The organism is Paracoccus luteus (assembly GCF_004522155.1).
GTDB lineage: Bacteria > Pseudomonadota > Alphaproteobacteria > Rhodobacterales > Rhodobacteraceae > Paracoccus > Paracoccus luteus.
On record NZ_SDEA01000003.1, the window covers coordinates 225,151 to 249,543 of the forward strand.

At 71.4% G+C, this 24,393-nt stretch carries 24 protein-coding genes; 12 read left to right on the forward strand and 12 right to left on the reverse strand.

The genetic code is table 11. The annotated features are described in order from the left end of the window. Nucleotides 1-39: 39 nt before the first annotated feature. Genes EPA64_RS06010 through EPA64_RS06020 form a run of 3 tightly spaced genes read left to right on the forward strand, consistent with a single transcriptional unit; the run spans nt 40 to nt 2,500 of the window. Complete coding sequence (locus tag EPA64_RS06010) at nt 40-1,095, forward strand: ABC transporter permease (protein ID WP_134725329.1); 1,056 nt, start codon at nt 40-42, stop codon at nt 1,093-1,095. Continuing rightward, nucleotides 1,092-1,874: an ATP-binding cassette domain-containing protein gene (locus EPA64_RS06015; RefSeq protein WP_134725330.1), complete on the forward strand. Its 783-nt coding sequence runs from the start codon at nt 1,092-1,094 to the stop codon at nt 1,872-1,874. Before EPA64_RS06010 ends, EPA64_RS06015 begins: the two co-directional genes overlap by 4 nt. Continuing rightward, nucleotides 1,871-2,500, forward strand: a complete 630-nt coding sequence (locus EPA64_RS06020) for an AAA family ATPase (RefSeq protein WP_246026633.1) — start codon at nt 1,871-1,873, stop codon at nt 2,498-2,500. The genes EPA64_RS06015 and EPA64_RS06020 overlap by 4 nt, the downstream gene beginning before the upstream one ends. A gap of 10 nt (nt 2,501-2,510) precedes the next feature. On the opposite strand, the gene hpbA is transcribed toward EPA64_RS06020, so the two are convergent. The 10 genes from hpbA to EPA64_RS06070 form a co-directional block, all read right to left on the reverse strand. Further along, on the reverse strand, nt 2,511-4,550 hold the full coding sequence (gene hpbA / locus EPA64_RS06025) for an N-methyl-L-proline N-demethylase HpbA (RefSeq protein ID WP_134725331.1): 2,040 nt from the start codon (nt 4,548-4,550) through the stop codon (nt 2,511-2,513). Between the two features lie 121 nt (nt 4,551-4,671). Further along, entirely contained in the window at nt 4,672-5,085 is a 414-nt protein-coding gene (locus tag EPA64_RS06030) for a DUF6165 family protein (protein WP_181953503.1), read from the reverse strand. Then, nucleotides 5,082-5,966: a glycosyltransferase family protein gene (locus tag EPA64_RS06035; protein ID WP_220443711.1), complete on the reverse strand. Its 885-nt coding sequence runs from the start codon at nt 5,964-5,966 to the stop codon at nt 5,082-5,084. The genes EPA64_RS06030 and EPA64_RS06035 overlap by 4 nt, the downstream gene beginning before the upstream one ends. A 28-nt stretch (nt 5,967-5,994) precedes the next feature. Next, nucleotides 5,995-7,038, reverse strand: coding sequence for an NAD-dependent epimerase/dehydratase family protein (locus EPA64_RS06040; RefSeq protein ID WP_134725332.1), 1,044 nt, complete (start codon nt 7,036-7,038; stop codon nt 5,995-5,997). Nucleotides 7,039-7,066: 28 nt separating this feature from the next. After that, a complete protein-coding gene (locus EPA64_RS06045; RefSeq protein ID WP_134725333.1) occupies nt 7,067-8,164 on the reverse strand; it encodes a CgeB family protein in 1,098 nt (365 codons plus the stop codon). After that, nucleotides 8,161-9,252 (reverse strand): CgeB family protein, encoded by a 1,092-nt coding sequence (locus EPA64_RS06050; RefSeq protein ID WP_134725334.1) that lies wholly within the window; start codon nt 9,250-9,252, stop codon nt 8,161-8,163. The genes EPA64_RS06045 and EPA64_RS06050 overlap by 4 nt, the downstream gene beginning before the upstream one ends. After that, nucleotides 9,249-10,355 carry a CgeB family protein gene (locus EPA64_RS06055; protein WP_134725335.1) on the reverse strand — a complete coding sequence of 369 codons (1,107 nt, stop codon included), beginning with the start codon at nt 10,353-10,355 and terminating at the stop codon, nt 9,249-9,251. The genes EPA64_RS06050 and EPA64_RS06055 overlap by 4 nt, the downstream gene beginning before the upstream one ends. Further along, on the reverse strand, nt 10,352-11,431 hold the full coding sequence (locus EPA64_RS06060; protein WP_134725336.1) for a glycosyltransferase: 1,080 nt from the start codon (nt 11,429-11,431) through the stop codon (nt 10,352-10,354). The genes EPA64_RS06055 and EPA64_RS06060 overlap by 4 nt, the downstream gene beginning before the upstream one ends. A gap of 37 nt (nt 11,432-11,468) precedes the next feature. Continuing rightward, nucleotides 11,469-12,554 (reverse strand): SDR family NAD(P)-dependent oxidoreductase, encoded by a 1,086-nt coding sequence (locus tag EPA64_RS06065; protein ID WP_246026634.1) that lies wholly within the window; start codon nt 12,552-12,554, stop codon nt 11,469-11,471. After that, nucleotides 12,551-13,666, reverse strand: coding sequence for an NAD-dependent epimerase/dehydratase family protein (locus tag EPA64_RS06070; RefSeq protein ID WP_134725338.1), 1,116 nt, complete (start codon nt 13,664-13,666; stop codon nt 12,551-12,553). Before EPA64_RS06070 ends, EPA64_RS06065 begins: the two co-directional genes overlap by 4 nt. A gap of 130 nt (nt 13,667-13,796) precedes the next feature. Between EPA64_RS06070 and EPA64_RS06075 the strand changes: the two genes are divergently transcribed. Genes EPA64_RS06075 through EPA64_RS06090 form a run of 4 tightly spaced genes read left to right on the forward strand, consistent with a single transcriptional unit; the run spans nt 13,797 to nt 17,336 of the window. Then, on the forward strand, nt 13,797-14,390 hold the full coding sequence (locus EPA64_RS06075; protein ID WP_134725339.1) for a histidine phosphatase family protein: 594 nt from the start codon (nt 13,797-13,799) through the stop codon (nt 14,388-14,390). After that, on the forward strand, nt 14,387-15,232 hold the full coding sequence (locus EPA64_RS06080) for a TIGR04290 family methyltransferase (protein ID WP_134725340.1): 846 nt from the start codon (nt 14,387-14,389) through the stop codon (nt 15,230-15,232). Before EPA64_RS06075 ends, EPA64_RS06080 begins: the two co-directional genes overlap by 4 nt. Then, the gene (locus tag EPA64_RS06085; RefSeq protein ID WP_134725341.1) at nt 15,229-16,164 is read left to right on the forward strand and encodes a glycosyl hydrolase; all 936 of its coding nucleotides are present in this window, start codon (nt 15,229-15,231) and stop codon (nt 16,162-16,164) included. Before EPA64_RS06080 ends, EPA64_RS06085 begins: the two co-directional genes overlap by 4 nt. A 38-nt stretch (nt 16,165-16,202) precedes the next feature. Then, entirely contained in the window at nt 16,203-17,336 is a 1,134-nt protein-coding gene (locus tag EPA64_RS06090) for an inositol-3-phosphate synthase (RefSeq protein ID WP_134725342.1), read from the forward strand. Here EPA64_RS06090 and EPA64_RS06095 read toward each other — a convergent pair. Further along, nucleotides 17,282-17,905 (reverse strand): DUF1003 domain-containing protein, encoded by a 624-nt coding sequence (locus EPA64_RS06095; protein ID WP_134725343.1) that lies wholly within the window; start codon nt 17,903-17,905, stop codon nt 17,282-17,284. The genes EPA64_RS06090 and EPA64_RS06095 overlap by 55 nt on opposite strands. Before the next feature lie 65 nt (nt 17,906-17,970). On the opposite strand from EPA64_RS06095, the gene EPA64_RS06100 reads away from it, so the two are divergent. The 3 genes from EPA64_RS06100 (at nt 17,971) to EPA64_RS06110 (ending at nt 20,811) form a co-directional block, all read left to right on the forward strand. Beyond that, nucleotides 17,971-18,936 carry an MDR/zinc-dependent alcohol dehydrogenase-like family protein gene (locus EPA64_RS06100; RefSeq protein WP_246026635.1) on the forward strand — a complete coding sequence of 322 codons (966 nt, stop codon included), beginning with the start codon at nt 17,971-17,973 and terminating at the stop codon, nt 18,934-18,936. 463 nt (nt 18,937-19,399) lie between these two features. Next, nucleotides 19,400-20,386: a Gfo/Idh/MocA family protein gene (locus EPA64_RS06105; RefSeq protein WP_134725344.1), complete on the forward strand. Its 987-nt coding sequence runs from the start codon at nt 19,400-19,402 to the stop codon at nt 20,384-20,386. A gap of 86 nt (nt 20,387-20,472) precedes the next feature. Next, on the forward strand, nt 20,473-20,811 hold the full coding sequence (locus tag EPA64_RS06110) for a VOC family protein (protein ID WP_167626597.1): 339 nt from the start codon (nt 20,473-20,475) through the stop codon (nt 20,809-20,811). Between the two features lie 110 nt (nt 20,812-20,921). Here the strand turns inward: EPA64_RS06110 and EPA64_RS06115 are convergent, their stop codons facing one another. Continuing rightward, entirely contained in the window at nt 20,922-21,422 is a 501-nt protein-coding gene (locus tag EPA64_RS06115) for a YciE/YciF ferroxidase family protein (RefSeq protein ID WP_134725345.1), read from the reverse strand. A gap of 246 nt (nt 21,423-21,668) precedes the next feature. Here EPA64_RS06115 and EPA64_RS06120 point away from each other — a divergent pair, with 246 nt between their 5' ends. Together EPA64_RS06120 and EPA64_RS06125 are read left to right on the forward strand one after the other, a co-directional pair. Continuing rightward, on the forward strand, nt 21,669-22,727 hold the full coding sequence (locus EPA64_RS06120; RefSeq protein WP_134725346.1) for a polysaccharide pyruvyl transferase family protein: 1,059 nt from the start codon (nt 21,669-21,671) through the stop codon (nt 22,725-22,727). Next, entirely contained in the window at nt 22,724-24,325 is a 1,602-nt protein-coding gene (locus EPA64_RS06125) for a Coenzyme F420 hydrogenase/dehydrogenase, beta subunit C-terminal domain (RefSeq protein ID WP_134725347.1), read from the forward strand. The genes EPA64_RS06120 and EPA64_RS06125 overlap by 4 nt, the downstream gene beginning before the upstream one ends. The last annotated feature ends 68 nt before the right edge of the window (nt 24,326-24,393 follow it).

Genomic DNA, 24,393 nt, shown 5'->3' on the forward strand with positions numbered 1-24,393 from the left:
GCCATCCTGCCCGCCACCCCTTTCGCAGAGGTGCCCCGCATGACCGACAGACCCGACCCGGCCCCGCCGCGCGACGCCGCCGACGCGGTCGCAAGCTTTGACCTGGCGCGCCGCGGCCCGCTGGCCGGGCTGCAGCATTTCCTGCATCTCTATCCGACGATGGTGCCGATCATCGTGCTGGTGCTGGCGCTGGCGGCCTTCGGCGCGCTGGCCCCGAACTTCTTTTCCGCCTTCAACCTGTCGCTGATCGCCCAGCAGGTGGCGGTCGTCGGCACGCTGGCCGCCGCGCAGTCGCTGGTGATCCTGACGGCGGGGATCGACCTGTCGGTCGGCGCGATCATGGTGCTGACCTCGGTCATCATGGGGCGGCTGGCGGTCGATCTGGGCCTGCCGGTGCCGCTGGCGATCCTGTGCGGGATGGCGGGCGCGGGGCTGGCGGGGGTGGTCAACGGGCTGTTGGTGACGCGGCTGCGGCTGCCGCCCTTCATCACGACGCTGGGGACGTGGAACGTCTTTCTGGCGCTGAACTATTACCTGTCGGGCCGCAACACGATCCGCAGCCAGACGCTGGACGCCGAGGCGCCGCTGCTGAAACTGTTCGGGGCGCGGTTCAACGTCGGCTCGGCCGTGCTGACCTGGGGCGTGGTGCTGATGCTGGCGGTGTTCGCGCTGCTGTATTACCTGCTGAACCACACCGCCTGGGGCCGCCGCGTCTATGCCGTGGGCGACGACCTGGAATCGGCCAAGCTGGCCGGGATCAGGACTGACCGGGTGCTGATGTCGGTCTATATGGCCGCCGGGCTGATCTGCGGGCTGGCGGCGTGGTCGTCCATCGGGCGCGTGGGATCGGTGTCCCCCACCTCGTTTCAGGAGGCGAACCTGGAATCCATCACCGCCGTGGTGATTGGGGGCATATCGCTCTTCGGCGGGCGCGGGTCGATCCTGGGGCCGCTGATCGGGGCGCTGATCGTCGGCGTGTTCAATTCCGGCCTGCGGCTGATGGGCGTGGACGTGCTGTGGCAGCTGTTCGCCACCGGCTGGCTGATCATCGTCGCCGTTGCCATCGACCAGTGGATCAGAAAGGTATCGTCATGACCCAGACGCCGACCCCGGTCCTGCAGGCGCGCGGGCTGGTCAAGCGATACGGCCGCGTCACCGCGCTGGACCGCGCCGACTTCGAGCTTTACCCCGGCGAGATCCTGGCCGTGATCGGCGACAACGGCGCGGGCAAGTCCAGCCTGATCAAGGCGCTGTCGGGCGCGGTGCGCCCGGACGAGGGCGAGATTCGGCTGGCCGGCCAGCCGGTCAGCTTTGCCGACCCGCTGCAGGCCCGCCGCGCCGGGATCGAGACGGTCTATCAGACGCTGGCCCTGTCCCCCGCGCTGTCGATTTCCGACAACATGTTCATGGGGCGCGAACTGCGCCGCAAGGGCGTCCTGGGCGACTGGTTGGGGATGCTGGACAAGCCCGCGATGGACCGTTTCGCCCGGCAGAAGCTGTCGGAACTGGGGCTGATGACGATCCAGAACATCACCCAGCCGGTGGAAACCCTGTCGGGCGGCCAGCGACAGGGCGTCGCGGTGGCCCGCGCCGCGGCCTTCGGCAGCCGCGTCATCATCCTGGACGAACCGACGGCGGCGCTGGGGGTCAAGGAAAGCCGCCGGGTGCTGGACCTGATCCTTGACGTGCGCTCGCGCGGCATCCCTATCGTGCTGATCTCGCACAACATGCCGCATGTGTTCGAGGTGGCCGACCGCATCCACATCCACAGGCTGGGCCGCAGGCTGGCGGTGATCGACCCGCGGGCGCATTCGATGTCGGACGCCGTGGCCTATATGACCGGCGCAAGGCTGCCCGAGGGGCTGGCGGCTTGACCCCGGCCCCGGACGCCCTGCCGGGATACGGCCCGGCGGGCGCGGCGCTGCTGGACCGGATCGCGGCGCTTGGGCCGGGCCGGCGGCTGGTCGCCGTGGCGGGCGCGCCGGGGTCGGGGAAATCGACGCTGGCCACGGCGCTGGCCGGGCACCTGGGCGCGCCGCTGGTGCCGATGGACGGCTTCCACCTGGACAACCGCCTGCTGGACGCCGCAAGCCTGCGGCCCCGCAAGGGCGCGCCGGAGACGTTCGACGCAGACGGTTTCGCCGCGCTGGTCGAACGCCTGCGGGGCGGCGGGGCGGTTGTCCATCCGCTGTTCGACCGCACCCGCGACCTGTCGATCGCGGGCGCGGCCGTGGTCCCGGCGGACGCGGGCGTTGTGGTGGTCGAGGGGAACTATCTGCTGCTGGACGCCCCCGGCTGGGACCGGCTGCGCTGGGATCTGTCGGTCTGGATCGAGGTCGCCGCCCCGGAACTGGAACGCCGCCTGACCCTGCGCTGGCGCGATCTCGGCTGCGACGCGAACGCCGTCGCCGCGCATCTGGCCAACGACATGGCCAATGCGCGCCGGGTGCAGGCGGGGTCGCGCGCGGCCGACATGGTGCTGCGGCCGCCGGACCCCTGAAGATGGCCCGCTAGAGATCCTTGACCAGCCGCAGCGCGTCGTGGATCGCGGCGTGGGTGTTGCGCGCCGCCACCGCGTCGCCGATGCGGAACAGCTGGAACCGGCCGCCCGGGTTGCGGACGACGTCCTGCGGCCGCCCGCCGGTCAGCGCCTCGTGATCGACCTCGCCCAGGTTCGACGACAACGGCTTCAGCGCGAAATACAGCTCGTCCAGCGGCCGGGTGCCGTGGTTGACCACGACCTGATCGACCAGCCGTTCGCGCGTCATGTCGCCGTAATCCGACCCCAGCACCGCGCGCAGGCGGTTGCCGTCCGGGGCCACCGACAGCAGCCGCCAGGTCACGGTAAAGGTCACGTCGCGCCGCTGCAGGCTGCGCATATAGGGGACCAGGTTCATCGCCATGACCTCGGGCGCAAAGCTGCGGTCCGGGGTCACGATCTCGACCGCGGCACCCGTCGCCGCGACGGCGTCGGCGGCCTGCAGGGCTGCGTGATCGCCCGCGTCGTCGAACAGCAGGACGCTGGCGCCCGGCTTGACGTCGCCCGACAGGATGTCCCAGGCGGAACAGACCAGATCGTTGCCCGCGCCCAGCACGTCGGTATGCGGCAGGCCGCCGGTCGCCACGATCACCGCGTCGGGGTCCGTCGCCAGCACCTCGGCCGCGTCCGCCACGGTGTTGAAGCGGAAGCGGACGCCCCGCTTTTCGCACTGCGCCATCCGCCAGTCGATGATCGAGATCATCTCGCGCCGCCGTTCCTGCAGCGCGGTCAGGCGGACCTGCCCGCCGGGGCGGTCCGCGGCCTCGAACACGGTGACGTCGTGGCCGCGTTCGGCGGCGACGCGCGCGGCCTCCATCCCGGCAGGCCCGGCGCCGATTATGGCGATGCGGCGCGGAAAGGGCGCGCGGGGGACGGCGTGGGGCATCGTCTCCTCGCGCCCGGTGGCGGCGTTGTGCAGGCAGAACGCCATGCCGCCCTGATAGATGCGGTCCAGGCAATAGTTCGCGCCGACGCAGGGGCGGATGTCATCCTCGCGCCCCTCGATCACCTTGCGGACCAGATGCGGGTCGGCCATGTGCGCGCGGGTCATGCCGACCATGTCCAGCTTGCCGCTGGCGATGGCGTGGCGGGCGGTGGCGACGTCGGGGATGCGCGCCGCGTGGAACGTCGGGAACCCCCCCGTCGCCGCCCGGATCTCGCCCGCGAAATCCAGATGCGGGGCGGACGCCATGCCCTGCACCGGGATCAGGTCGGTCAGCCCTGCGTCGGTGTCGATGTGGCCGCGCACCACGTTCAGGAAATCGACCAGCCCGCTGGCCTTCAGCCGGTGCGACACCTCGATCCCTTCGGCCGCCGTCATGCCGCCGGGCTGGCGCTGGTCGCCGGTATAGCGCAGCCCGACGATGAAGTCCGGCCCGCAGCGGTCGCGGATCGCGCGCAGCACGTCAAAGGTGAACCGCAGCCGGTTGTCCAGGCTGCCGCCCCAAGGCGCGTCCAGGTCGTTGGTCAGCGGCGACCAGAACTGTTCCAGCAGATGGCCATAGGCCTCAAGCTCGATCCCGTCCACGCCCGCGGCCTGCATCCGTTCGGCGGCATCGGCGAAGTCGCGGATGACGCGGGCGATGTCCCAGTCCTCGATCCGCTTGGGGAATGCGCGGTGCGCGGCCTCGCGTTCGTGGGACGGCGCCAGCACCGGCAGCCAGTCGCCCTTGTCCCAGCGGGTGCGCCGGCCCAGGTGGGTCAGCTGGATCATCACCGCCGCGCCGTGGTCGTGGCATTCGTCCACCAGCCGGCGCATCCAGCCGACGACCTCGTCCTTCCAGGCGAGGATGTTGTTGAACACCGGCGGGCTGTCGCGCGAGACCGCCGCCGACCCCGCCGTCATGGTCAGCGCCACGCCCGCCCGCGCCCGTTCGACGTGATAGGCGCGATAGCGGTCCTTGGGCATCCCGTCTTCCGGGTAGGCCGGTTCATGGCTGGTGATCATGATCCGGTTGCGCAGCGTCAGGTGTTTCAGCCGGTAGGGTTGCAGCAGCGGGTCGGTGGACATGGCGGACCTGTGGCGAGGGGACAGTCAGACGATGTGCCCTCTGTTCAGTTGTGTCAAGCGATGGTGCATCGGCGTTCCGATTTACGTCACCGATGAACATTGCGGCGGCCTGCGCTTGACCTCAGCCCCGCTGACCCGCCGCAGGGGCGTGGAACTTTTCCTCGACCAGTTCCGACCGCAGGGCGGTGTTGATCCGGCGCTTGATCGCGGCGCGGTCGTCGTTGGTCAGATAGACCGCCCGCGCCAGCTCGACGAAGGCGGCGTCGAACTCGGCTCGCGCCTCTTTCCCGCGGATGTCGTCCTCGATCCGCCACAGGGCCAGGTTGACGGCGCGCAGGCGATCGACCAGCGCGCCCAGACCGGGATGGTCCATGACCGGCGCCGCGACACCCTGCAACAGCGCCAGTTCGCGCGCGACATTGGCCCGCGCGGGCGCGTCGGCGATGCGGTCGGCCTTGATTTCCAGGATGGTGATCTTGTCGATCAGCTCGCCCCAGGACACGGGCGCCATCGGCAGGGTGGGGTTCGTCGTCATGCCGTCCTTTCCCGCGTGCGGGGCCGGTCCAGGGCCGCCGCGACCCGCGCCATCACGCCCGCCCAGTCTCCGGGCGCGCCTTGCCGCCAGACCCGCATGGCCGGATACCAGGGCGAGCGGTCGCCCGTCACCGGCCAGCGCCAGTCGGGATCGTGCGGCGCCAGCAGCCAGACCGGCCGGCCCAGCGCCCCCGCCAGATGCGCGGCCATCGTGTCCGCGGTGACGACCAGCGCGGCCCCCGCGACCAGCCCGGCGGTCCGCACCATGTCCACCGGGCAGCCCTGCGGGTTCATGACCGGCAGCGCGGTGGGCGCGGTCACCAGCGTCACCGCCGGGCGGTCGCACAGCGGCGCGAACAGCGCCTGGGGGATGGACCGGCGGGCGTCCCAGTCCCCGGCCCGCCAGCACAGCGCCAGCGTGCCCGTTGGCAGCGGGGCCGGCGCGGCGCGCAGATAAGGCGGGGGCGCGCGGTCGGGGGGCGCGCGCAGGGCCAGCGCCAGCTCCATGATCTCGATGTCGCAGTCCTGCGGCGGCGCTGGCCGGGCGGGGTCGAACGGCAGCAGCCGGTCGATGCCCGGAAACCCCCGGAACAGCGGGATCAGCGCGGGCTGCATCTCGACCGTGACGCTTGCCGCGCGGCGGGCCAGCAGCGGCAGAAAGCGGGCGAACATCAGCGTGTCGCCCAGCCCGTGATAACAGCGCACCAGCACGTTGCGCCCATCGAACGGCCGCCCGTCCCAGACCCAGCGCAGGTGATAGGGCAGGCGCGGGTCGTCGCGGGTGCGCGGGTCGCGCGCGGCAAGCGAGGCCGCCGCGATGTCCCACGCGGCGGGAAAGTCGCCGCGCCGCATGGCCGCCGTCCAGGGATCGGCGTCCGTCATGACCGCGCCCGCCGGTCGCACGGCGCGGCTATTCGGCGGCCTGCGCGGGCGCGGCCCTGATTTCGCCCTGCAGTTCGGCGGCGAACCAGGCCCACGTCTCGGCCAGCCCCTCGGCCAGGGACACGCGCGGCGCCCAGCCCAGCAGGTCGGCGGCGCGGCGCAGGTCGGGGCGGCGGCGGCGCGGATCGTCCACCGGCATCGGGCGATGTTCCACCCCCGCCTGCGTTCCGGTCAGCGCGACGATCTGGTCCAGCAGCTCGCGCACGGTGATTTCCGCCGAATTGCCAAGGTTGACCGGCGCCATGCCGTCGATGTCGGCGTCCATCAGCGCCATCAGCCCCGCCACCAGATCCGCGACATAGCAAAAGCTGCGCGTCTGCGCGCCGTCGCCATAGATCGTCAGCGCCTCGCCCCGCAGCGCCTGGCAGATCAGGTTGGACACGACGCGCCCGTCCCGCGGGTCCATGTTGGGGCCATAGGTGTTGAAGATGCGCGCCACGCGCACCCGCACGCGCCCGGCCCGGCCATAGTCGAAGGTCAGCGCCTCGGCCGCGCGCTTGCCCTCGTCATAGCAGGCGCGGGGGCCGGTGCTGCTGACATTGCCGCGGTAATCCTCGGGCTGGGGATGCACCTCGGGGTCGCCATAGACTTCGCTGGTCGAGGTCAGCAGGAACCGCGCGCCCGCCGCCTCGGCCAGATGCAGCAGGTTGTTCGTGCCGACGACGTTGGTCAGCATCGTGTGTTCGGGGTCTTTCTGATACAGCGGCGGCGATGCGGCGCAGGCCAGGTTCCAGACACGGGTGATGCGCGGCGCCTCGGCCAGCACCGGCGCGGGCAGGGGCTGGGTGATGTCGTAACGCAGAAAGGTGAACGCCGCATCGCCGGTCAGCGCCGACAGGTTCGACGGGCGCGAGGTCTGCAGATTGTCGAGGCACAGCACCCCCTCGCCCCGGTCCAGGAGCGCCCGGCACAGATGCGAGCCGATGAAGCCCGCCCCCCCGGCCACCACGTTCAGCTTGCGCCCGCCTTCAGGATGGCGGGTCAGGGACGTGATGCGGGTCGGATGGGTCATGGCTGTCTCCCCCTTCAGGTGCGGCCGCTTATGCTGTGGCCGTGCGTGTTCGGTTGTCGGTAACAGTCCCCGCGGCACGGGCGGCCGCGGCCTCGGTCAGATGCGATTCCAGTTCCGCCGCGCGGTGATCGGACGAATGCGCGGCCCCGATCCGGGCGCGGGCGGCGCGGCCCATGACGGCGGCGTCGGTGTCCAGCGCGGCCAGCACGTCGGCCGCAGTGTCGGCCAGCGCGATCTCGGCCCCCGGCTGAAACAGCGTCTCGATCCCGCCCCAGCGGTCCGAGATGATGGGGGTGGCGCAGGCCCCCGCCTCGAACAGGCGGACCGAGGGCGACCAGCCCGCCCGGATCATGTCGGCCCGCGTCACGTTCAGGGTAAAGCGGCTGGCCGAGTAGAAGGCGGCGTGGTCGGCGGGCGGGCAATGCTCGATCCGCTCGACGTTCCGGGGCCAGTCGATGCCGGCGGGATACTGCGGCCCGGCGACGACAAAGCGAAGATCGGGGCGCTGACGGGCGGGTTCCAGCAGCAGCCGGTCCAGCGTGGGCTGGCGGTCGTCGCTGTAGGTTCCCAGATACGACAGATCCCAGCGGGTCGGCACGTCGCGCGGGCCGTAAAGGTCCAGATCGACCGAGCAGTAGAGCGCCCTTGCCATCGGCGCGCCATAGCGGTTTTCGATATGCCGCAGCGTCAGGCCGCCGGTGAAGGACAGGTAGACGTCGAAGCCGGGGATGACCTCGGGCGAGAGATACTCGTGGTCGCCGCGTTCCAGCTTGGCCAGCGTGACCGGCGTGTCGATGTCGTAGAAAGCCGTGGTGCCCTGCGCCCAGTCCTGCACGCGGCGGGCGACCTCGACCCCGTCGGGGACATAGCTGCCGACGATCACCGCATCCGCCTGCGCGATCTGGTCGCGCCAGCGGTCGAGGCCGGGCAGGTCGGCATAGAACGCCAGCCGGCACCAGTCGGGGTCGCTCAGGTCGCGCTGCCCGGCATACCAGGGCACGTCGCGTTCCAGGAACAGCACCTCGTGCCCGCGCCGGGCAAAGGACTTGAGCAGCGCCCGGAAGGTGGTGGCGTGGCCGTTCCCCCAGGACGACGACAGCGACAGGCCGAGGACGACCAGCTTCATGCCCGCGCCTCCTCAAGCTGGCGCGCATGGGCCTTGAACAGCGCGTCCACCTGCGCGCCGCGCAGGGCATAGGTGTGTTCGGCCTTGACGCGGGCCAGCGCGGCCCGCCCGATCTCCTGCGCCCGTTCGGGGGTCAGGGTTGACAGGTGATCCGCCACGTCCTGCCCGTCGCGGGCGACCAGAACCTCGGCGTCGGGGGTCAGGAACTGCTCGATCCCCTCCCATGCGTCGGTGATCAGGCAGGCGGCCGCGCCCGCCGCCTCGAAGACGCGGGTGGCGGGGGAAAAGCCCACATTCGCCATGCTGTCGCGGGCGACGTTCAGGACCGCCAGCGGGGTGCAGTTGAAGGCGTTGTGTTCGGTCGTATAAACGTGGCCCAAGTGGCGGACGTTCCCCGGCATCTGCTTGGTTTCCCAGCCGTTCCCGCCAATCAGGAAGCTGCGGTCGGCCAGCATCGCGGCGGGTTTCAGAAAGAACTCCTCCACCCGCGCCTCTCGATCCGGCAGGCGGTTGCCGAGGAAGGCGAGGTCCGAGGCGAAGCGCGCATCCGCCGGCGCGGGATGGTGCGTGGCGGGGTCGAGCGCGTTATAGACCGGCTCGCACAGTTTCGCACCAAACCCGCGATAGGCGTCCACCACCGGCGGGCCGCCGCCATAGGTCAGCACCATGTCAAGGCCGGGCAGCGCCCGGCGCACGGGATGGCTGTCGTCGGCGCGCATCTCGTCCAGCGTGGCGGCCGCATCCACGTCCCAGAAGATTTTCAGGGCGCCGGGTTTCGCGCCCGCGATCACGCCCTCTAGCAGCTCGCGGTCAAAGACGCCGACGCCGTTGGCCTTGACGACGATATCCGCGTCGGCGGCCTCGGCCAGCACGCCGCGCATGGCCTCTTCCGTCGCAGGATAGACCACGGACCGGCACCAGTCGGGCGGGTCGATGTCGCGATGCTTTTGCCGGTCGAAGGCGTCGGGTTCGTAGAAGGTGATCCGGTAGTCGCGCTTCGCGAGTTCCCCCAGCACGCCACGGTAATAGGTGGCAGCACCATTCCAATAGGACGACAGCAGGCTGGACCCGTAGAAGGCGATCTTCATGCCGCAGAGGCTCCTTGAGGCAGGCCGAGCGTCGCGGCGATGGACAGCAGTTCCCGCGCGCGATGGGCGCAGGTGTGGCGGGCGCGGATGGTGTCCAGCCCCCGGGCCACAAGCGAGGCGCGCAGGCAGGGGTCATGCGCAAGGGCGCGCAGGTGGGCGGTCATTTCCGCGCCATCCTTGGCGAACAGGAAGTCGCCGGGGCGGAACAGGTGTTCGCTGTCGCTCCACGGGGCGGAGACGAGGGGGATGCCGCAGGCCAGCGCCTCGAACACGCGGATCGTGGGGATGCCGGGCAACATCGTCGTATAGAACCGGCGCGGGACGTGGACCGTCGCCATGTGGCTGGAGAAGATTTCCGGCGCGGCGGCATTGGGCGCCCAGCCGTGATAGCGCACGCCATAGGCGGCCAGCGTCGCCAGCGCCTCGGGCGGATAGCGGACGCCGTGGACATCCAGCGGCAGGCCCGCGTCGCGGGCCGGGCGGAACAGGAAGCTTTCCAGCTCCGCCGTCCGCTCGCCGTCGCCCCAGTTGCCGATCCAGACGAGGCCCTCGCGCGCGCCTTCCTGCGCCGGGGGATGGAACAGCCGGGTGTCGGCGGCCTCGTGCCACGTCCAGACGCGGTCGCCCCAGCCCCAGCGGCGATACACCTCGCTCAGCGTCTCGCCAAAGGCCAGCACGCCGTCGAACCCGGACAAATCGAACGCGCGGATCGCGTCCGGCTCGCTGACCGCGCGGTGGTGGGTGTCGTGGAACAGCAGCCGGAACGACGCGCCAGCCTTGCGGGCCCGTCCCAGCCGGGTGGCCAGCGCGGGGTCGTTCCATTCATGCACGATGACCAGATCGGCGTCGCCCGCCAGCGCCGCCGGATCGGCGTCGGCGGCATAGGTTTCGACCCTCAGGTCCGGGTAATGCCTATGGAATCGTTCCAATCCTGCCTCGCCGTGGTCCCGCAGCAGGTTCTCAAGACTCCACGAGGCTTTCGGTTCCAGCGACCGGACCGCGTGGCCCAGGGCCGCCAGTTCGCGCAGCACGCCGCGCAGGAAATGGGCGTTGCCGTGGTTCCAGCAGGACTGCAGCGAGTGGGTGAAATAGACGATCTTCATGCGGCCCGGGTCCGTGTGGTCAATGCGTCGCGGTAGATGGCGGTCATGGCGGCGGCGGTCGCGGCCGGGGTGTAGCGGGCGGCCCGGTCGCGCGCGCGCGCCCCTTGCGCGGCACGGCGGGCCGGGTCGGCGAGGGCCGCGGCGACGGCCGCCGCAAAGCCCGGCGCGTCGTCGGGGGCGACGAACTTTGCCGCGCCGTCCCACAGCTCGCGGAACGTCGGGATGTCGGACAGCACCAGCGGGCAGCCCGCCTGCGCGGCTTCCAGCACGGCAAGGCCGAACGGCTCGAACCGTGCGGCGCTGACGAACACGGGCCGGCGGGCCAGCCACCCCGCCAGCGCATCGGCGGGCAGCGGGCCGGTGGCGCGCAGGTGGCGCGGCGCGACGGTCGCCCCGTGCGGCGCGGTCAACGCCCCGATGGCGACAAAGGGCGCGTCCAGCAGGGCTGCGGCGGCGTCCAGCGTGGCGGTGTTCTTGACCTCGTCCCACAGCCGCCCGACTGTCAGTGCCCCGGCAAAGGGCTGGCCCGGGGACAGGTGCAGGGCGGTGCGGCCGTTGTGGACCGCCGCCGGCAGTGCCGGCAGCCCATAGCGGCGCTGCGTTTGCGCCGCATAGGCGCGGGTCGGCGCGACGGTGCGGGTGGCCGCCCGCAGCCCCTGCCCGATCAGGTCGGGCAGCCACGCCAGCGCCGGATCCACCGCGCCCTTGCCCGCCGCATCCCACCATGTCCCCAGGCAGCCGTGGTTCACCGCCACCACCGGCAGCCCCATCGGCACGGCAGCCAGCGCGGGCGCGTTCAGATGGACAAGGTCGGCGCCTGTGTCGGCAGCCAGCCGCGCCAGCGCGCGCCCCGCCGCCAGCACCGGGGCGGGCCCGTCGCTCAGCCAGTCCAGCGGCAGGCCGGTGTCCACCAGCCGCAGCCCCGGCACCCGTGCCGCCGCCGCGCGCTGGTCCGCGTCGGGGGGCGGCCCCAGCACCGCCAGCGTGACCTGCGCGTCCAGCGCGGCGGCCAGTTCCAGCGCATATTGCCAGACGCCCCCCACCGCATCGGCGGTCATCAGCAGGCGCGTCCTCATGGCCGGCCGCTCCTGCGCGCGGGCCATGCGGGCGGGGTCATGCCGACTGGGCCAGCGGGCGGCCCACGGGCAGGTTGATCCCGCCCTCGTCCGCCAGCCATTGCGCCAGCCGCGTCACGCCCTCCTGCCAGTCCACCTTGGGCGACAGGCCCAGCGCCCGTTCGGCCGCACGGGTGTCGGCCACGAAATACCGCTGGTCGCCCGCGCGCCAGTCGGAATAGGCAATGTCCGCAGGGCGGTCGATGATCCGGCCCACAAAGCCCAGCAGCTGCCGCAGGCTGACCGCGTTCGCAGGCCCGCCGCCAAGGTTGAAGGCGCGGCCCGCCACGCCGTCGATGCGCGCCCACGCGGCCAGATACGCCTCGACCGCGTTCGACACGTCCAGGATGTCGCGGACCTGGCAGCCGTCGCCGAACAGGGTGATCTGCTGGCCCTTCAGCGCGCGGATCAGGAAATGCGCGACCCAGCCCTGATCCTCGGTCCCCATCTGGCGCTGGCCATAGATGCAGGACATCCGCAGGACGCAGGTCGGCACGCCGAAGCTGCGCGCATAGTCCAGCACATACTGGTCCGCCGCGCCCTTGGAGCAGCCATAGGGCGTGTGGAAATCCAGCGGGCGGGATTCACCGATGCCGTGGGCGCGGACGTCGCCGTCGGTGGGCTGGTAAGCCTCGCCCGCCAGCACAAAGTCCAGGTCGGCGAGATCGCCATAAACCTTGTTGGTCGACGCGAAGACCAGCGGCGTGCCGTCGCCCTTGGCGCGCAGCGCCTCCAGCAGGTTCATGGTGCCGATCAGGTTGACCGTCATGTCCAGGGCGGGTTCAACCATGCTGGTCGTCACGGCGACCTGGGCTGCCAGATGGAACACCACCTTGGCGTCCCGCGCGGCCGCCGCCATGCGGGCGGCGTCGCGGATGTCGGCCTGCACATGCTCGATCCGGTCGCCGTGGCGGGACTGAAGCCATGCAAGGTTGCGTTCCACCCCCGGCCGGCTCATCGCGTCATAAACGACGACGCGGTGCCCGTCCGCCGCCAGCCGGTCGGCCAGGTTCGATCCGATGAACCCCGCGCCGCCCGTGACCAGCACCGGGCGCGGATCGGCGGTTGGGTCGGTCGGCCTCATGCCACCAGCCCGCGCTTGTCCAGTTCCGCGCGCGCCTGTTCCACCCGGTCCACGGCGGTCTGGCTGGCCACCCATTCGGCCAGTTCCGCCAGCCCCTCGCGGAAGTCGGTCCGCGCGGTAAAGCCCAGCTTTTCGGCGGCAAGCGTCGTGTCGCAGAAGCAATGGCGGATGTCGCCGATCCGGGCCTTGCCGACGATCAGCGGTTCCAGGTCGTTGCGCCCCATCGCGCGGCCCAGTTCCTGCGCGACCTCGGTCACGGAACGGTCGTGGCCCGAACCGATGTTGAACGTGCCCCCCGCCGCCTGCGGCAGCGACAGCGAATCCGCGAATGCGCGGGCCACGTCCGACACATGGACGAAATCGCGCCGCTGCTCGCCATCCTCGAAGATCATCGGCGCCTGCCCGTTCAGGTAGCGCGCGGCAAAGATCGCCAGAACCCCGGTATAGGGGTTCGACAGCGCCTGACCCGGGCCGAAGACGTTGAACAGCCGCAGGCAGACCCCTTCGATGCCATAGGGGGCGGACATGATATGCGTGGTGCGTTCCTGCACGTATTTGTTCAGCGCATAGATCGACGCGAGGTTCGGGCGCTTCCATTCGGGCGTGGCCACGGGGGCAAGCGGGCGGCCCTGCGCGTCCACCGGCTCCCACTGCTTCAGCCCGTCGCGGATGCCCACGCGCTCGGCATCCTCGACCAGCGCGCCGTCGGCGTCGCGATAAAGCCCCTCGCCATAGATCGACATCGACGACGCGGTGACGACGCGGCGCACGGGGTTGTCGATCAGCTTCTCGAACAGGACGGCGGTGCCGACGTCGTTCGTGGACGTATACCGCTCGACCTCGTACATCGACTGGCCCACGCCGACCTCGGCCGCCAGATGCACGACGCTGTCCACGCCCTTCAGCGCGCGGGTCACGGCGTCGGCGTCGCGGACGTCGCCGTGGATGAACTCGGCCCCGGCATTCAGCGCAGCGGGGCGGGCGCCGCCTTCGCCATGCACCTGCGGGATCAGCGCGTCCAGCACGCGGACCTGATGGCCGCGCGCCAGCAGCTCGTCGGTGACGAAGCGGCCGATGAAACCCGCGCCGCCGGTGATCAGAACCTTTTCCAAGCCGTCCCCCGTCTGTTCCTTGAGAAATTGAAGTCCTCTCAATGCCATGATGTAAACCCGTCATGAGAGTTGGGTTCCATCTTCTTCATCCTCCTTGTTGCTTGACGGCGGCGCGCGCGGACACGCCGCGATGACCGTCCTGATCGGACTGGTCCGCCACGGCGCGCATGACGATCTGGGCACATGGCTCAGCGGGCGGACCCGCGACGTGGCGCTGAACGCCGCGGGACGGGCCGAGACGGCCGCGCTGGCGCGGCGCTTGGGCGGGCGCGGGATCGCCACGATCACCACAAGCCCGCGCCGCCGCACGGTGGAAACGGCCGCGATCATCGGCGCGGCGCTGAACCTGACGCCCGCCCCGGCGCCCGCACTGGACGAGATCGACTTTGGCGCGTGGTCCGGCGCGCGCTTTGCCGATCTGGACGGCGACCCGGCATGGGACCGCTGGAACACCGCCCGCGGCCACGCGCCGACACCGGGGGGCGAGACGATGGCCGCCGCGGTCGCCCGCGCGGCGGCGCATCTGGACTTGCTGGCGCAAGGGAACGCGGGGCCGGTCCTGTGCGTCACCCATTGCGACGTCATCCGCGGCGTCGCCGCCCGTGCGCTTGGACTGGACCTGGACAACATGCTGCGATTCGACATCAACCCCGGTTCCGTCAGCTGGCTGCGCGCGCATGGACAGGGTTCGTTCCATGTCCTAACCCTGAACGGGCAGGCATGATGGACAGCAACGTGACCCCTTTGCAGATCGCCCGCGACGTTGAACGCATCGGCCCGTGGTTCCACAACCTTGACCTGAACGGGGTGCAGACCGCCCCCGCGCATTTCCTGGGCAATTACCCGGCCGACAAGTTCGCCCGCTTTGCGCATCTGCTTCCCGACGACCTGACCGGCAGGACGGTGCTGGACATCGGCTGCAACGCCGGATTCTACAGCTTCGAGATGCGCCGCCGGGGCGCGGCCCGCGTGCTGGGGATCGACAGCGACGACCGCTATCTGGCGCAGGCCCGCCTTGCGGCGCAGGTGCTGGGGCAGGACGGCGTCGAGTTCCGCCAGATGGGCGTCTATGACGTGGCCGCGTTGGGGGAACGCTTCGACCTCGTGATCTTCATGGGGGTGCTTTACCACCTGCGCCACCCGCTGCTGGCGCTGGACCTGATCCGCGAGCATGTGGCGCGCGACCTGATGCTGTTCCAGACGCTGACCCGCGGGCCGGACAGCGTGGCGCAGGTCGCCGACGACTATGACTTTGCCGACGACGCGCATTTCCAGGACGCCGACTATCCCCGCATGGCCTTTGTCGAACGGCACTGGGCGGGCGACTGGACCAACTGGTGGGTGCCGAACCGCGCGGGGGTCGAGGCGATGCTGCGCGCTGCGGGCTTTGCGGTGGACGCCGGCCCCGCCGATGAGGTCTATCTGTGCCGCACGGCCCCGGTGCCGTTTGCCCGATACGGACCCGCGGCGGTCTATCCCGCCCGCGGTCCCGCCTGTTCCGACCCCGCCCGTTCCGACCCCGCCCGTTCCGACCCCGCCCATCCCGACGAGGAGCCTGCCCGTTGATCGAAGCCGCGATGATCTGGAACGAGCCGAACAACAAGTCGCACTGGGATCCCGAGCTTGACCCGGACTGGTCGCGCTTTGGCCAATGCGTGACGCTTGCGGGGCAGGCGATCAAGGCGGCGAACCCGGCCGTGACCCGCGTCCTCGGCGGCATGTCCCCGATCGACCCGCTGTGGGTGCAGCGTATGCAGGGCCACGGCGCGCTGGACCACGTGGACGTGGTCGCGGTCCACGGTTTCCCGCTGGACTGGAATCTGTGGTCGATCCACGACTGGCCCGCCAAGGTGGCGGAAATCGAGGCCGTGACGACCAAGCCCGTCTGGGTGACGGAAGTGGGCGTGGGTTCCTTCGGCGCCGAGGAGGTGCAGGTCTTCGGCGTGCAGAAGACCGCCGAACTGCTGGTCGGCCGGGTGCCGCGCATCTTCTGGTATTCGCTGTTCGACCTGCCGCAGGAATGGGGCGCGACGACGCGGCACCGCGAGGCGGAAGGCTCGTCCTACTACCGCCATTTCTACATGGGCCTGATCCGCGCCGACGGCACGCCCAAGCCGGGGCTGGACGCCTATGCCCCCCATGCCGCCGACATGGGCCTGATGCAGTGGTTCCACTATCACGACCCGCGGCTGGACGATGCCGTCGCCTGGATGAAGCGGCTGGGCGTGCGCCACCTGCGGACCGGCCTGTCCTGGGCCGACAGCTTCCGCCCCGACGCGCTGGGCTGGTTCGACCGGCAGATGGAGGCGCTGGCGGATTTCGACACCACCGTCACCTTCTGCTTCACGCCCGAGCATCTCGGCCCCGGCGCGCATCACACCAGCCCGCCGCATGATCCGCAGCAATTCGCGCATTTCTGCGCGGCGATGATCGAACGCTATGCGCCTTGCGTGCCCGCCGCGGCGCAGCCCGCCCGACAGCCCGCCCCGGCGTTGTGAAGTCCGCCGCCTGAAAGCGGCCCTGTGAAAGTCAGCCCATGAACGCGCCCTCGCCCATCTCGCCCGATCCGATCCGCGTCGCGCTGGTCGGGGTCGGCAACTGCGCCAGCTCGCTGGTGCAGGGCCTTGCCCATTACCGCGGCCGCAACGATCAGGCGGCGGGGCTGATGCACGCGGAACTGGGCGGATACCGACCCGACGACATCCGCATCGTCGCCGCGTTCGACATCGACCGGCGCAAGGTCGGGCTGGACGTGGCGCAGGCGATCTTTGCCCCCCCGAACTGCACCGCGGTCTTTGCCCCCGACGTGCCCGCGACAGGGGCCGTCGTGCGCATGGGGGCCCTGCTGGACGGCGTGGCCGAACACATGGCCGACCACCCCGAGGCGCGGACCTTTGCCCCCGCCGACGCGCCCGAGCCCGACCGCGACCAGGTCGTGGCCGCGCTGCGCGACAGCGGGGCGCAGGTGCTGATGAACTATCTGCCCGTCGGCAGCCAGCGCGCGACCGAGTTCTATGCCGAATGCGCGCTGGCGGCGGGCTGCGCGTTCGTGAACAACATCCCGGTGTTCATCGCGTCCGACCCCGGCTGGGCGGAACGGTTCCGCGCAGCCGGGCTGCCGGTGATCGGCGACGACATCAAGGCGCAGATGGGCGCGACCATCGTTCACCGCGTCCTGACCGACCTGTTCGCCCGCCGCGGGGTCAAGCTGTGCCGCACCTATCAGCTGAACACCGGCGGCAATACCGACTTTCTGAACATGACCAACCGCGCGCGGCTGGTCAGCAAGAAGATTTCCAAGACCGAGGCGGTGCAGGCCGTCGCCGCCGAACGCATCGCGGACGAGAACATCCACGTCGGCCCGTCCGATTACGTCGCCTGGCAGAACGACAACAAGGTCTGCTTCCTGCGGATGGAGGGCGAGTTGTTCGGCGGCGTCCCCATGAACCTGGAACTGCGCCTGTCGGTCGAGGACAGCCCGAACTCGGCCGGTGTCGCCATCGACATGATCCGCTGCGCCCGCATCGCGCTGGACCGCGGGCTGGCCGGCCCGGTCGAGGCCCCGGCGGCCTGGTTCTGCAAGCACCCGCCCCGGCAGATGAACGACGACGACGCCTATTCGGCGGTCGAGGATTTCATCGCCGACGCCGTGCCGGTGCCCGCGTCGTGATGGGGTGCGCCGTGAGGGGGCGCGCCGTGGCCGGGGGCGCCGCCGTCCCCGGCGACGTTTTCCAGCGCGTCCAGCACCTGTTCGGGATCGACGTTCTTCTCGACCTCGTCGGCTGCCTGCTGGTCGATCTCGACGCCCAGCTTTTCGGCCATCCGGTGGATGACCGTCGCCAGCTTGGTCAGCTCATCCTCGGTCAGCAGGCTGACATGCAGGGTGAAATCGGCGCGGCTGTCGGCGCGCTGCTCCTCGCGCCGCTGGTTCATCAGCACGAACAACGACAGGAAGATCGCCTCGGTGGACGCGACCGACCCGATCAGCCCCAGCCCGTCGCCGAAGGCAACGGGGACGGGGATCAGATCCGTCAGCACCAGCAGCAGCCCGCCGTAAAAGACGATGTGCAGCACGATGAAGGTCATCGACCCGGCGACGCGGGTGATCGCCCCGGCGATGCGGTCGCTGGGCGAGGCGCGGGCGTCCTCCTCGCGGCGTCGCCTGACCAGCCGCAGGATGTTGCTGGTCAGCTGTTCCTTTATGCCGTCGCCGGGGGGAACGGGGTCTTGTCGCTGCATCGCATCCTCGCCAACCACGCCCTTCACAAGGGGCCGGCGGGCCGGTCGGTTCCGGGGGACGGCAGATGACCCCGACGATGCGCGCGGCGGTCCTTGAGGGGCCGCAGCGGTTTTCCGTGGCCGAGGTGCCGGTGCCGCAGCCCGCCGCGGGCGAGGTGCTGATCCGGCTTGAGGGCTGCGGCGTCTGCGCGTCCAACGTGGAACCCTGGGAAGGCCAGCCGTGGTCCACATGGCCGGGCGCGCCGGGCGGCATGGGGCACGAGGGCTGGGGCTGCATTGCCGCCTTGGGGGAGGGGGTTGAGGGGCTGTCGTTGGCCCAGCGGGTCACGGCGCTGACGGAACGGTCCTATGCGGAATACGACGTCGCGCGGGCCGACATGGTGGTGCCGCTGCCCCCGTCCCTGGACGGAATGCCGGTGCCGGGTGAACCCGTGGCCTGCGCCATGAACATCTTCGCGCGCTCGGACGTGCGGGCGGGCCAGACCGTGGCGATCGTCGGCATCGGCTTTCTGGGCGCGATCCTGACGCGGCTGGCCACGGACGCGGGGGCACGGGTGATCGCCGTGTCACGCCGGGCCGGGACGCTGGACCTCGCCCGCCGGATGGGGGCCGCCGAAACGGTGGTCATGGACGACCACTGGCGCATCATCGAGGACGTGAAGCGCCTGACCGGCGGCCGCATGGCCGAGCGGGTGATCGAATGCGTGGGCAAGCAGTGGCCACTGGACCTTGCGGGGGAACTGGTGGCCGAGGGCGGGCGTCTGGTCATCGCAGGCTATCATCAGGACGGGCCGCGGCAGGTGAACATGCAGATGTGGAACTGGAAGGGCATCGACATCGCCAGCGCCCACGAACGCGACCCGGGCGTCCGCGTGGCGGGGCTGCGGGCGGCGGTCGATGCGCTGGCCGCGGGGCGGCTGGACCTGTCGCCGCTGCTGAGCGGGGATTATCCGCTGGACCGGCTGGGCGACGCGCTGGCGGCGACGCGCGACAAGCCGGGCGGCTTCGTCAAGGCGTGGGTGCGGCTGTGAGACCGCGACGCATCGCCCCGTCAGGCGCGACGGTCGCCTGCGCGGCGGCGCACGCGGCGGCTGGCCCGGCGGCGCACGCGGCCGGCCGCCCAGCGGCGCACGTTGCCGCTGGCCCGGCGGCGCACGCGGGCGGCCGCCCAGCTGCGCACCCAACTGCCGCTGGCACGGCGGCTCGTCTGGCTTCTAACCCCGCCGCGCGCACGCCGGGGGGCGCGGCCCCTCGCCCGGCCCCCTGTCCGATCCCTTTCCCGGCCGCTCGCCCGATGTCTCGCCGGGCCGCCTTCCCGGCCCCTCGCCGGGCCGCCCGCCCGGCCGCGCGCCTGATCCCTCGCCCGACCGCTCGCCCTGCCCTTCGTCCCGCTCCTCTCCTCGCGCCGCCCCCGGCCGCTCGCCCGGCGGCGCACGCGGCCACTCGCCCGGCCCCTTGTCCCGCCCCCTGTCGGGCCGCACCGGGGGCTGCGCCGTGACCCGCCCGCGGCTGGGTTTCCTTGGCACCGGCTGGATCGGGCGGCATCGCATGGCGGCGTTGGCCGCGACCGGGCTGGCGCAGATCGTGGCGGTGGCCGAACCCGACGACGCCAGCGCGGCCGAGGCGCTGGCGCTGGCCCCCGGCGCGCGGCGGGTGGACGGGCTGGACGCGCTGCTTGGCCCCGACATCGACGCGGTGGTGATCGCGACCCCCAGCGCCGCCCACGCCGCCCAGTCCATCGCCGCGCTGGACGCGGGCAAGGCCGTGTTCTGCCAAAAGCCGCTTGGCCGCACCGCCCCCGAGGTCGCGGCCGTCGTCGCCGCCGCCCGGCGCGCCGACCGGCTGCTGGGGGTGGACCTGTCCTATCGCCACACGGCGGGGATGGTCGCCATCCGCAGGCTGCTGGCCGAACGCGCGCTGGGACATGTTTTCGGCGTGGATTTGCTGTTCCACAACGCCTGGGGGCCGGACAAGCCGTGGTTTTATTACCCGGCGCTGTCGGGCGGCGGCTGTGTCATCGACCTGGGCGTCCACATGGTCGACCTTGCCCTGTGGGCGCTGGACTGGCCCGAGGTCCGGGCCGTCGACAGCCGCCTTTACGCCAAGGGCGCGCCGCTGGCCGACCCCGCGGCGCAGGTCGAGGATTACGCCGTCGCCACCCTTGATCTGGCGGGCGGGACGGTCGTGCGTCTGGGCTGTTCGTGGGGGCTGCAGGCGGGCCGCCCGGCGGTGATCGCGGCCGAGTTCTTCGGCACCGAAGGCGGGGCCAGCCTGCGCAACGTGGACGGATCGTTCCACGACCTGATCGCCGCCCGCCACCACCACATCCGCGAGGAACCCCTGACCGCCCTGCCCGACGACTGGGGCGGCCGCGCCGCGGTGGACTGGCTGACCCGGCTGGCGCAGGGCGCGGGCCATGACCCCCAGGCAGGGCGGCTGGCGGACGTGGCGCGGGTGCTGGATCGCATCTACGGCCGCTGAGGGCCAGCAGCACGAAGCCGGCCGCTGCGCGAGGACGGGCGGTCACGCCGCCTGTTTAGAACCTGCGCTGCGTTTGTCCGCCGACGATGTATAATGGCCCCGCAAATCGCACCGTGCCGGTGCCGCACAGGGGGGAAACACATCTGCGCCTGCCGGGCCACGGCGATCAGGGGCCCACGCTTGAAATCTTCAACTATAACATCATGCAGGAAAAATCCCCGATCGCGGTCAACCGGCCGGGATCTGGACATATCGCGTTCGTGGTGGACGACGTGCCCGCCGCGCGCGAGGCGGTGCTTGCCGCCGGCGGCGCGCCGGTGGGCGAGGTGGTGACGCTGACGAACGCGGCCGGGGCCAGGCTGACCTGGGTCTATGTGACCGACCCCGAGGGGAACGTTCTCGAACTGCAATCACGGCCGAAATAGCCGGTGCCCATGCCTTCGGCGACGGGCCGACGCATCCCCCCCGACGAACGCCGTCGGAACCGTGGCCGCCGATCGGCAGGCCCGCGCACCGGGGCCTGCCTGACCTCACATCACTGCGCGGCGCGGTTCAGGCGCGCCTCGGCGACCTTGGTCAGCTTTTCGTCGGCAGCGTATTCCTCGGCCAGGTTCTGCTGCAGCACCGCGGCGGCGTCGTCGCGGCCCAGTTCCCGCGACCATGCGATCAGCGTGCCATAGCGGGTGATCTCGTAATGCTCGACCGCCTGCGCCGATGCGGCCAGCGCCGCGTCCAGAACCGACTTGTCGGCGATGTCTGCCGCGGTCTCGTCGGCTTCCTTGATGATGCCGTCGATGGCCGGGCAATCCACGCCCTTGGGCGACAGGCCCAGCATCCCGAACACCTGCTCAAGCCGCGTGACGTGGTTCAGGGTTTCCTGCAGGTGCTGTTCAAAGCCCTGCTTCAGCGTCGGGTCGGTCGCCTTCGAGATCATCTTGGGCAGCGCCTTGGTGATCTGGTTCTCGGCGTAATAGATGTCCTGCAGCGTGTGGACATACAGATCCTGCAGGGTCTCGATGTTCTTCATCAGCGCCATGATCGACTCCGTCGGTGAAAGACCCGCCGGGCAGGATCGCCGGGCGGGCGGGGACGCAGCCCAACACGCCGGGGCCGCGCGGGTTTCCCGGCTTGACATAGTTTGCACCCTTGGCCCCGGCGATGCCTCAAGGCTGGACGAACGCCGCCGCGGCTGGTTCAACCGTGCGTGACGGCGGCGCGCAGCACGGCGCCCGCCCGCCGGGGCCGCCCGCGCCGCCCCGCCCCGGACAAGGGAATGTTTGCGATGCGCATAGGCGTTCTGACCTTTCACCGCTGCATCAATTACGGAAGCTATTGGCAGGCGCGCTGCCTGGTGCAGGCGATCGCGGCGCGCGGGCATGACGCGGTGCTGCTGGACCACCGGTCCTGCGCCGTCACCTCGGCCGAGTGGCGCTATGCCTTCAACCCGCAGGCGCCCGAACGCAGCAGCCGCGCCGATTTGCGGCTTTACGGCGCCAAGCTGCGCCGGTTCGCGGCCGCGCAGGCCGACCTGCCGCTGTCGGACCCGTTTCCGCTGGACCAGCCGGGTCTGATGCCCGCCGTCGACCTGGCCCTGATCGGCAGTGACGAGGTCTTCAACCTGCGCCACCCGTGGTATGGCGGCAAGCCGCTGTTCTGGGGCGCGGGGCTGAACGCGGCCCGCGTCGCCAGCTATGCCGCCAGCTTCGGCAACCACGACGCCGACTGGGGCATCCCCGCGCATCAGGCCGGGCTGCTGCGGGGGCTGGACGCGGTGTCGGTGCGCGACGCCAACAGCCTGCGCCTGGTGCGCGAGGCGGCGGGGCTGGACGCGGCGCTGGTGCTGGACCCGGTCCTGCTGTCGCCGCCGCATGTCTCGCCCCCGCCCGCCGAGGGCGCGGGGTATGTGCTGGTCTATGGGCACCACCTGCCCGGCTGGTTCGCGGACCGGGTGCAGGCGGCCGCAAGGCGGCGGGGGCTGCGCACGCTCAGCGTCGGGTATCGCAACGACTGGGCCGACGAACAGCGGCTGGACGCGGGCCCGGCCGAGTTCGCGGCGCTGGTCGCGGGCGCGGCCGCGGTCGCCACGACCTATTTCCACGGCTGCTGCTTTGCGCTGGTGAACGGCCGCCCGCTGGCCTGCGCGCCGTCCGATTACCGCTGGAACAAGGTGCGCGACCTGACCGCGCTGCTGGGGGCGGAACGGCACCTGACGTTTTCCGACGACGACCCCGCGCGAATGGACGCGCTGCTGGCGGAACCCGCGTCGCCCGCAGTGGCCGACCGGCTGGCGACGCTGCGCGCGCAATCATGGTCGTGGCTGGACAAGGTGCTGGCCGCATGACGGCGCAACCGCCTGTCACGCCCGCCCCGCCCGCCGTGCCTGCCGTCGCCTCGCTCGCAGCCCCGCTGGTCGCGCCTATCGCCTCCTCGCCCGCCGCGCCTGCCGTCGCCTCGCCCGCCGCTGCGTCCGCCCCCGTCCCGCCCCCCGCGCCTCGGGTCGCCCCTACCGTCACCCCGCCGCCCGCCTTGTCCGCCGCCCCACCCGTCGTCAGCCCGCGCCAGATCATCCGGTCGGGGCTGTGCATCGGCTGCGGGTCGTGCGCCGTGGGGCGGGCGGACCGGGGCGTGGGCATGGGCTGGGACGGATACGGCCAGATCCGGCCGCAGGGCGCGCCCGCGTGGCTGTCCACCCCCGACGCCGGGTTTTCCGCCCGCTGCCCGTTCTCGCCCGCCGCCGCGAACGAGGATGCCATCGCCGCCGCGCGGTTCCCCGACGCGCCCCTGCACGACGGCCGCATCGGGCGCCATATCTCGTGCCACGTGGGCGCGGTGGCGCAGCCGCCGTTCCGCGAACGCGGCAGTTCCGGCGGGCTGACGACATGGGTCGCGGCCGAGCTGATGGCCCGCGGCGACATCGACGGCGTGCTGCACGTCCATCCGGCGGGGGCAGAGGGGGGGCCGGGCCAGCCGTTCTTCGGCTATCGCATCGCGCGCACGGCCGACGCGCTGATGGCGGGGGCGCGGTCGCGGTATCATCCCGTGCATCTGGCGCAGGTGCTGGACGAGGTGCGGGCAGTGCCCGGGCGCTATGCGGTGATCGGCATCCCCTGCTTCATCAAGGCGGTGCATCTGGCCCGCGCGCAGGACGCGGTGCTGGACGAACGCATCGCGGTCACGCTGGGGCTGTTCTGCGGGCACATGAAAAGCGCGCGTTTCGTCACCAGTTTCGCGTGGCAGATGGGCGTCGATCCGGGCCGGGTGCGGGCCGTCGAATACCGCCGCAAGGACACGGCGCGCCCCGCCAACGTCTATACCGCCGAACTGACGCTGGACGGCGGCACGACTGCGGTGCGCGACTGGTGGAACCTGGCCGACGGCGACTGGGGCGCGGGATATTTCCAGAACAGCGCCTGCAATTTCTGCGACGACGTGGTGGCCGAGACGGCCGACGTCAGCTTTGGCGATGCCTGGGTGGAACCCTATTCCTCGGACGGGCGCGGCACCAACGTGGTGATCGTGCGCGCCCCCCGGATACAGGCGCTGATCGACGCGGGCATCGCCGACGGCCGGCTGGAGCTGTCGCCGGTGGACGCGGGTTTCGTCGCGGACACGCAGGCGGCCGGGTTACGCCAGCGGCGCGAGGGGCTGGCTTACCGGCTGACCTGGGCGCGCCGGGGCATCCGCCCGGTCAAGCGGGTCGCGCCATCCGCCGCGGGGCTGCCTGTGCGCAGGCGCGCCGTCTATCGCACCCGCGCCGCGATCAGCGCCTGGTCGCACCGCATGGCGCGGCTGTCGGCGGCGTTGGGGCGGCCGGGCCTGTATGTCGGCTGGGCGCGCCGGGCCTATGCCGTCTATGAGGGGCTGACCTATCGCCGCGGCAGGCTGGCCGCCGCCTTCGACCGCATCGAGCGGCGGCTGGGCGGCCCGCCGGGCGACTGAGGCCCGCCGCCAAGCGCCGCAGCGCCCCGCCGCCGCGACTGCCGCCACCACAACCGCCGCCGACCCCC

Excerpts from the sequence above, each read along its gene's own strand:
- EPA64_RS06100 (WP_246026635.1), top strand. The coding sequence starts at position 17,971 with ATGACCCCGACGATGCGCGCGGCGGTCCTTGAGGGGCCGCAGCGGTTT.
- hpbA (WP_134725331.1), bottom strand. The coding sequence starts at position 4,550 with ATGTCCACCGACCCGCTGCTGCAACCCTACCGGCTGAAACACCTGACG.
- EPA64_RS06095 (WP_134725343.1), bottom strand. The coding sequence starts at position 17,905 with ATGCAGCGACAAGACCCCGTTCCCCCCGGCGACGGCATAAAGGAACAG.
- EPA64_RS06055 (WP_134725335.1), bottom strand. The coding sequence starts at position 10,355 with ATGAAGATCGTCTATTTCACCCACTCGCTGCAGTCCTGCTGGAACCAC.
- EPA64_RS06060 (WP_134725336.1), bottom strand. The coding sequence starts at position 11,431 with ATGAGGACGCGCCTGCTGATGACCGCCGATGCGGTGGGGGGCGTCTGG.
- EPA64_RS06065 (WP_246026634.1), bottom strand. The coding sequence starts at position 12,554 with ATGAGGCCGACCGACCCAACCGCCGATCCGCGCCCGGTGCTGGTCACG.
- EPA64_RS06075 (WP_134725339.1), top strand. The coding sequence starts at position 13,797 with ATGACCGTCCTGATCGGACTGGTCCGCCACGGCGCGCATGACGATCTG.
- EPA64_RS06090 (WP_134725342.1), top strand. The coding sequence starts at position 16,203 with ATGAACGCGCCCTCGCCCATCTCGCCCGATCCGATCCGCGTCGCGCTG.
- EPA64_RS06080 (WP_134725340.1), top strand. The coding sequence starts at position 14,387 with ATGATGGACAGCAACGTGACCCCTTTGCAGATCGCCCGCGACGTTGAA.
- EPA64_RS06015 (WP_134725330.1), top strand. The coding sequence starts at position 1,092 with ATGACCCAGACGCCGACCCCGGTCCTGCAGGCGCGCGGGCTGGTCAAG.
- EPA64_RS06120 (WP_134725346.1), top strand. The coding sequence starts at position 21,669 with ATGCGCATAGGCGTTCTGACCTTTCACCGCTGCATCAATTACGGAAGC.
- EPA64_RS06115 (WP_134725345.1), bottom strand. The coding sequence starts at position 21,422 with ATGGCGCTGATGAAGAACATCGAGACCCTGCAGGATCTGTATGTCCAC.
- EPA64_RS06050 (WP_134725334.1), bottom strand. The coding sequence starts at position 9,252 with ATGAAGATCGCCTTCTACGGGTCCAGCCTGCTGTCGTCCTATTGGAAT.
- EPA64_RS06030 (WP_181953503.1), bottom strand. The coding sequence starts at position 5,085 with ATGACGACGAACCCCACCCTGCCGATGGCGCCCGTGTCCTGGGGCGAG.
- EPA64_RS06110 (WP_167626597.1), top strand. The coding sequence starts at position 20,473 with ATGTATAATGGCCCCGCAAATCGCACCGTGCCGGTGCCGCACAGGGGG.
- EPA64_RS06045 (WP_134725333.1), bottom strand. The coding sequence starts at position 8,164 with ATGAAGCTGGTCGTCCTCGGCCTGTCGCTGTCGTCGTCCTGGGGGAAC.
- EPA64_RS06040 (WP_134725332.1), bottom strand. The coding sequence starts at position 7,038 with ATGACCCATCCGACCCGCATCACGTCCCTGACCCGCCATCCTGAAGGC.
- EPA64_RS06125 (WP_134725347.1), top strand. The coding sequence starts at position 22,724 with ATGACGGCGCAACCGCCTGTCACGCCCGCCCCGCCCGCCGTGCCTGCC.
- EPA64_RS06010 (WP_134725329.1), top strand. The coding sequence starts at position 40 with ATGACCGACAGACCCGACCCGGCCCCGCCGCGCGACGCCGCCGACGCG.
- EPA64_RS06035 (WP_220443711.1), bottom strand. The coding sequence starts at position 5,966 with ATGACGGACGCCGATCCCTGGACGGCGGCCATGCGGCGCGGCGACTTT.